The organism is Chryseobacterium sp. GW821-FHT04C04, assembly GCF_059420365.1.
The window spans coordinates 122,900-129,611 of the sequence record NZ_JBWKTO010000008.1; the positions used below are offsets into that span (position 1 = coordinate 122,900).

The window sequence follows — 6,712 nt, forward strand, 5'->3', positions numbered from 1 at the left end:
GAAGTTTCGGTCTTAAGCTGTTGTCGCAGGAACAAATACTCTTTGAGACAATTCCTGATCAAAAAGGTATAATGCTGATGGATTATCACATACCATTTTGATTTTTGTTACATACTGAGAAGCGCTTGCTTCTTCTTCTACCTGCTCGTTGATAAACCACTGCATGAATGATGTTGTTGCAAAATCTCCTTCATCGTTTGCATTTTTTACAATATTGAAAATACTTTTAGTTACGATTTTCTCATGAGCCAATGCTTTCTCAAAAATATCTGTTGCGCTTTCGAACTCATGTGGAGGTTTTGGAATTTCTCCGATGATAATTTCCCCACCTACGTCATTCAAATAATCAAACATTTTATCAGCATGCATCAATTCTTCTTTGCTTTGTACTCTGAAATAATTGGCAATTCCATCCAAATCTTTTCCGGAAAACCATGCAGACATTGATAGATAATATTGAGCGGCGTATTGTTCGTGGGCAATTTGTTCGTTAATTAATTTTGCAATTTTTTCGCTAACCATAAGTATTAAATTTATAGTCAAAAATAAGGAATAAAAGCCCGAAATCAAAGGTTTTAAAGAAAATTAATACAAAAAGGATGGAAAAGCATCCATCCTTAATACATTAAAAAATTAAAATTACAGGCTGTTATTTTACTTCAGCAGCCCCTGTGTTCATCGGCTTTTTCATCATCCTTCTTTCTTTCATAGCCATTTTCATTTTTTCTGCTTTTGCATTTCTATCAGCCTGCCATTTATCATATTGATCAGGGGTAAGAATCTTCTTCATATCCGCATCCATTTGTGCTTTCTTGGCCATCATCTCCTGCATTTTGGCTTGTCTGTCTCCTTTATTTTTCTCGAACTCAGCTTTTCTTTCAGCATTTCTTTTGTCCTGAAGCGCTTTTACCTGCGCTACCTGAGATTGGTTTAAATTAAGGTCTTTTTGCATTTCTGCAAGACGTTCCTGCTGTTTCTGCTCCATTTTCTGCTTCATTTCAGCGCCTCTTGCCTGTCTGTCCTGTGGAGTTGTATTGGTCTGCTGTGCCATTGCAAAACTTCCCATTCCGATAAATGCTATTGCTAAAACTAATTTTTTCATCTTTTTAAAATTTAATTAATTGTTATTTTGTTAGTATACCTTTTTGATTATGAATTAAAACATAAGTTAAATTAATAAATTAATAAAAAATGTTAAATTTTAATAAAAATAAACTAAAGAATAATAAAAAAAAGGGCAGATTATAAAAACCTACCCTTCACACCACTTAAATATAATATATGAAAATTAATTCCTTACTAAACTGCCTCTAAAACCACCGCCACTATTACGATTTTCTTGTCTTGGAGCTGAGTTTTCAGATTTTTGTCTGAAACCACCGGCGTTACTATTTCTGAAACCGCCATTATCATCTCTTTTAGGAGCTTCTCTCCTTACCTCATTGTTTCCTCTGAAACCGCCTCCATTGCTATTTCTAAAGCCTCCATTATTATCCGAGTTCCCTCTGGTTCCTCCATGATCAGAATTCCCTCTGAAGCCACCTCCATTATTATCTCTGAAGCCTGCATTATCACGAGTTCCATTATTACCACGGAAACCTCCTGAATTACCATTGGTTCTTGTATTTTTGAAACCGTTGTCTGCTCTGCTGTCTCTCCTGATCACATCAAAAGTAGGGTTATCCATTCTGCGCAGCCTTGATCTGTCTACCCTATAAATATTGATATTGATATTTCTATATCTTGGCATTACAGTATATCTCGGTCCATAATATGTTCTTCTGTAATTCTGGAAATAGATGATTGGGCTTGAACCTCTGTAATAGTTATTTTGAAAAACAACAAATGTTCTTGGTCCTAAAATTCTTTCCATCGCATAAAACCTATCGTAATACCATCTGTCCGGATTATATCTGTAGAAATTATTCCACGCTGTAAAACTGGCGTACAGATTATTCAGTCTCATGATCTGATCTACCTGCCAGCGGTTTAATCTGTTCTGTACAAAAAATCCGTTCCAGTCGATATTGATAATACTATTTCTATAATCATTATAATAGCTCTGATAATAATCCTGAGGATAATAATCCTGAGGATAATTGTAATAATAATCATCAGGGAAATAATTTTTGTCGTCTTCATCGCTGTAATAGCCACCTCCATTCTGATAATAACCGTCATCATCCCAACCATTATTCGGATATTGCTGAGCCGACGTCAAAACGCCTAACCCAAAAGCTAATCCCAAAAGTATTTTTTTCATCTCTATAGTCGTTAATTGGTTAATATATAACAGAATATCTTAATTCTATCTTTTGGATGCAAATAAAAAAAAGAAGTTAAATCATTAGATCAAACTTCTTTTAAAATATTATTAACCACCTGATAATCAAGTGTTAAATTTACACTCTTCCACTATCTTTTATCCAATGGGCTATTTTTTTATTGAAAGATTCCTTGTTTTTTAGGTCTTCCAGTTTTATATGCATCCTGTAACGCCAATAATGAGGGAAAACTGCAGGATTATTGATCCTTTCATTATCTATTTTTTTATTGGAAAGCTCCGGATCTGTTGCAAGGAATTCCTGGATTGGGAAAATAGCCAGCATCGCATCATTATATAAATGCTGTTTCATAATAATCTCTGCAAGATGAGGATTAAGATCCGCAGGTGCTTTTCCGTACTGTACCAGCTGTTGATTGAAATATCTTTGTGTAAGTGCAGGATCTTCTTTCCACCACTGCCTCAAAGTTGAACTGTCGTGTGAAGAAGCTGTAACCACATTCATGTAGTTTGCATTCTTAGGATTATAGAACGGAATATTTTCAGAAGGCATTCGCTGTACCTTCAAAGCTATAATAGCTAATTCGTCCATTACCTCCGGTACACAGGCAGGAACCATTCCCAGGTCCTCTCCACAGATCAGCATTTTGGTAGCATTCAGGATTACCGGAAGTTTTTCCATGGCTTTTTCAAACCATAGATGATCCTGCCTTCTGAAGAAGTAATCGTGATACAGGTCATAAATACTTTTCTGTTCAGACTCCGGAAGATATTTATAAGATTCTGTGTTGTACACATTGAATCTAGGATGATAAACCGCCTTCCCATTTCTTTCCTCTGTCAAAAACAAAACATTGGCACATAAGGAAATTAATTGCTCTTCAAGCTGACCGTATGATTTTTTCTTAAAGAAGTTAACCAGTTTTCTTTGGGTATCAAATTCTTCTTTAAATGAAAAGGTTCCATCATCGTTGCGGTTCATAAACTCAAGAGCTTTCTCATTCTCCTTTCCAAAATAATCCCATAAGATCTTATTATTGATAAAAGGCTTACAATACCTGTCAACTTTAAATGGAATCTGCCAAGCTTTAAATTCCTCCGCTACAATGGGAACAGCCGGGTAAAAGTATCCTAAAATTCCCTGTACAGCAGAAATAGGCATTCTCCATATTCTGAAGAACCCTAAAATATGATCAATCCTCATGGCATCAAAATACTGCTCCAATGCTTTGAACCTATTTATCCACCATCTGTAGCCGTCTTCCTTCATGGCTTCCCAATTGTAAGTAGGGAATTCCCAGTTTTGGCCCAATTCTGTAAACTGATCTGGTGGGGCTCCGGCCTGGAAATCCATTCCAAATAATTCAGGCTCTGTCCAAGCTTCCACAGAGTGTCTGTAAATTCCGATCGGAAGGTCTCCCTTCAACGAAATTCCCAGGTTATGGGTATAATCAACAGCATCTTTCAGCTGTACATGTAATTGATATTGTACCCAGGCATGAAGCATTGAGATATCATAATCTTTATTTTTCGTTGTGAAGAACTGTGATATCTTTCCTGCAATATATTTTTTGTGAGTCTTCCAATCATTGAAATTGGGAGTTTTATATTTGTCCCTCAATACACAAAATGCCGAGTATGGAACAAGCCAATGCTCATTATCTTTAATAAACTTTTTAAAGTTTCTGTCTTTATAGATTTTATCTTTTTCCGTATTGAAAACTTCTCTCAGATATTTCCATTTACTTTCGATCATTTTTTCATAATCAATCAGATCTAAAGCATTTAAAGCCTCTTTTTCAGACGAATACTCATCAACTAGTTCTTTAGGTAAAGAATAATCAAGTTTTTCTATGGAGATATATTGTGGGTGTAAAGCATACACAGATACTGCTGCATAAGGGTAAGAATCAGTCCATGAATAATTGGCTGTTGTATCATTAATCGGAAGGATTTGGATAATACCAAGGTTGGTTTCTTTCGTCCAATCGGCTAATTTTTTAATATCCGAAAATTCACCTACTCCGAATCCGTCTTCGCTTCTCAAAGAAAATACAGGTACAGCAACGCCGGCGTCGTGATACATTTGATACCCTTTAAATCTAAAATAATGATTGGAAACAATCTGCAGGACATCCGTTAATGGATTAGCAACCGTAAATCTGTTTTCTCCGGTTTCTACATCAATAACTCTATTTTCTTTGGTATCGTAAATACAGTATTTAAACTGGATAAATTCATTTTCGGGAATTTCAACAGAAGCCTCCCACATTCCAAAATCTGTCTGATTCAAATGAACGACTTTTCCATAATCCCAATTTCCTAAAGATGCCGTACTTCCAAACAGTACGACTCTCCAGTCCGGATTATAAATAGGAGCTTCTATTCTGAATAAATGGGTGTGTTTCTTTAAAACGGTTACTTTTTCAGGAACAAAATCATGCAGCTTATTGTAAAGGATTTTATTGTTTAAATAATTTTCGGGAAAATTTTTATTATTCCATTCGTCAACAATAATAAACTCTTTATAATTATGTGGAAAACTAAGATAATGCGGAACAAATTCTTCTCTTAGTACATTTCCTTTTTCATCTACAACCCGATATTGATAAGAAACGGATTTTGAGAAATTATCCACCTCACATTTCCATAATCCATTCTCTGCATAAAACATAGTATGGATATGTACTGCAGCCCCATCTTCTCCAATTACCAACTGTAAATTTTCTCCGGCCTTTACAATATATCCTACATTAAAGTATAGTTTCATCAATATTTTTTTATAAAAATACATTTTAATATCGAAAAATAAAACTTATTGAATATCAAATAATCATTAAAAAACCTTCTCAAAATGATTTGAGAAGGTCTTTATATACTGAATGTATTTTCAATTATTTTGTTACAAGAATCTTCTTATTGAGTATTACTTTACCAGATTCATCAACGATATTTACAATATAAGAACCGGTTATCAACCCTTTAAGATAAACCTTCTGATCAGACGAACTCTCTTTTATAGACAAATTCTCAGTCATTACATTTTTACCTGACATATCAAAAATATTCAACTTGATACTGCCTTTGATATTATTATTTACGTGAACATTGATAAAATGCTCATCCACTTTAGTAGGATAAATATCCAGATTTGTCAGAGTATTGATTGCAGAAGCTTTATCATTTACAAAGTACTTACTTGCCAAATCATAAATATGAAGTCCCTGCTCTCCAGGGATCTGCTTACCCTGTAAAGTCAGCAAATCTACTTCATACAGAGCAGCACCTTTTGCACTTGCTATTACTACTTTTCCCTGGCTGTTTATAGCAGCTCCATTTACAGAATAATTATCTGGGATACCTGAAATTTTACCAACAAATTTTGCCTTTAGATCCTTTGTCAGAACTTTGAAAACGTTCCCAGAAGCAGCAAAAATGTAGAAATTATTCTCTGAATCAGCAATCATATCTCCCCCAAAACCAGTTTCCATAGCAGTAAAAGAATTTCTACCGTTAGAAGCATCATCTTTAATAATTCCAAGATCATTTACTACATACTGTCCACTTTTCCTGCTGATTTCTAAAAATTGTGTCCCGGCGTTATTAACAGCATAAATATTTCCATTATATCCTGTTGCCATTCTTGTAATATGAGAATTGATATCACAAGATGTTACCCTTGCAACGTTATTCTCAACCAATGTAATCTCTTTAGTCTGAGGATTTAAAACATAGATATTAGAAGAAAACATAGGCATATATACAAGGCTGTTATTAGATGAATCATAAGCCAGCGCTGCTAAAGTTACCGCCTGAGAATTGCTGTAAGAATTTCTGTCTTCAGCTACAGTCCCTCTTCTAGTTTGTGAAAATACTTTTGCAGAAGAATCAGTCGTAAAAATTTTGTTTCCTGAAGTTCCATTTATAGCATCAATCGTCCGGAAATCATTGAAACTAATACTTTGAGTCTCTTTTCCTGTTATTGCATAAATATCTTGCTGTGCTTGTGCATTCACACCTAATAGCAGTAAAAACAAAGGGAATAAATGTTTTTTCATATTATATATTTTTAGATTCGTAATTATTTTAACATTACTAAGTTACACAATTTTCAAATTAAAAAACAAGAAATCCCTACTATTTGAATAAAGTAAAGTAAAATAGGGTTGTATAAGGAAACAGTGTATTGAATACCTTGTGCTATTTCAGGAGCTTTATCCCGCTATCCATTCATACTCCTCACGCCAAGCTTTATTATGAGAGATAAGCCTGTGCTAGTCCACGAAAGGTTCCACGCTTGTTGCGGGGTAACCATTACTATCAGGGCTAAAAGGAAGAGAATTATAAGAGTCGAGTTTCAGACTGCGATTGATCAGCTTTCATTATTCTACATTTACAATATTCAATAGAAGCGGGCTTTAGCCCGTT

5 protein-coding genes are annotated in these 6,712 nt (G+C 34.6%); all 5 read right to left on the reverse strand.

Features of this window, described 5'->3' with window-relative positions:
- Window positions 1–12 precede the first annotated feature (12 nt).
- A complete protein-coding gene (locus tag AC07UM_RS22935; protein WP_494685078.1) occupies window positions 13–522 on the reverse strand; it encodes a ferritin in 510 nt (169 codons plus the stop codon).
- A gap of 127 nt (window positions 523–649) precedes the next feature.
- Window positions 650–1,102, reverse strand: coding sequence for a hypothetical protein (locus AC07UM_RS22940; protein WP_494685079.1), 453 nt, complete (start codon window positions 1,100–1,102; stop codon window positions 650–652).
- A 186-nt stretch (window positions 1,103–1,288) separates the two neighbouring features.
- On the reverse strand, window positions 1,289–2,263 hold the full coding sequence (locus AC07UM_RS22945; RefSeq protein WP_494685080.1) for a hypothetical protein: 975 nt from the start codon (window positions 2,261–2,263) through the stop codon (window positions 1,289–1,291).
- A gap of 139 nt (window positions 2,264–2,402) precedes the next feature.
- Entirely contained in the window at window positions 2,403–5,054 is a 2,652-nt protein-coding gene (locus AC07UM_RS22950) for a 4-alpha-glucanotransferase (protein ID WP_494685081.1), read from the reverse strand.
- A 124-nt stretch (window positions 5,055–5,178) separates the two neighbouring features.
- Window positions 5,179–6,342: a T9SS type A sorting domain-containing protein gene (locus AC07UM_RS22955; RefSeq protein WP_494685082.1), complete on the reverse strand. Its 1,164-nt coding sequence runs from the start codon at window positions 6,340–6,342 to the stop codon at window positions 5,179–5,181.
- Between the last annotated feature and the right edge of the window lie 370 nt (window positions 6,343–6,712).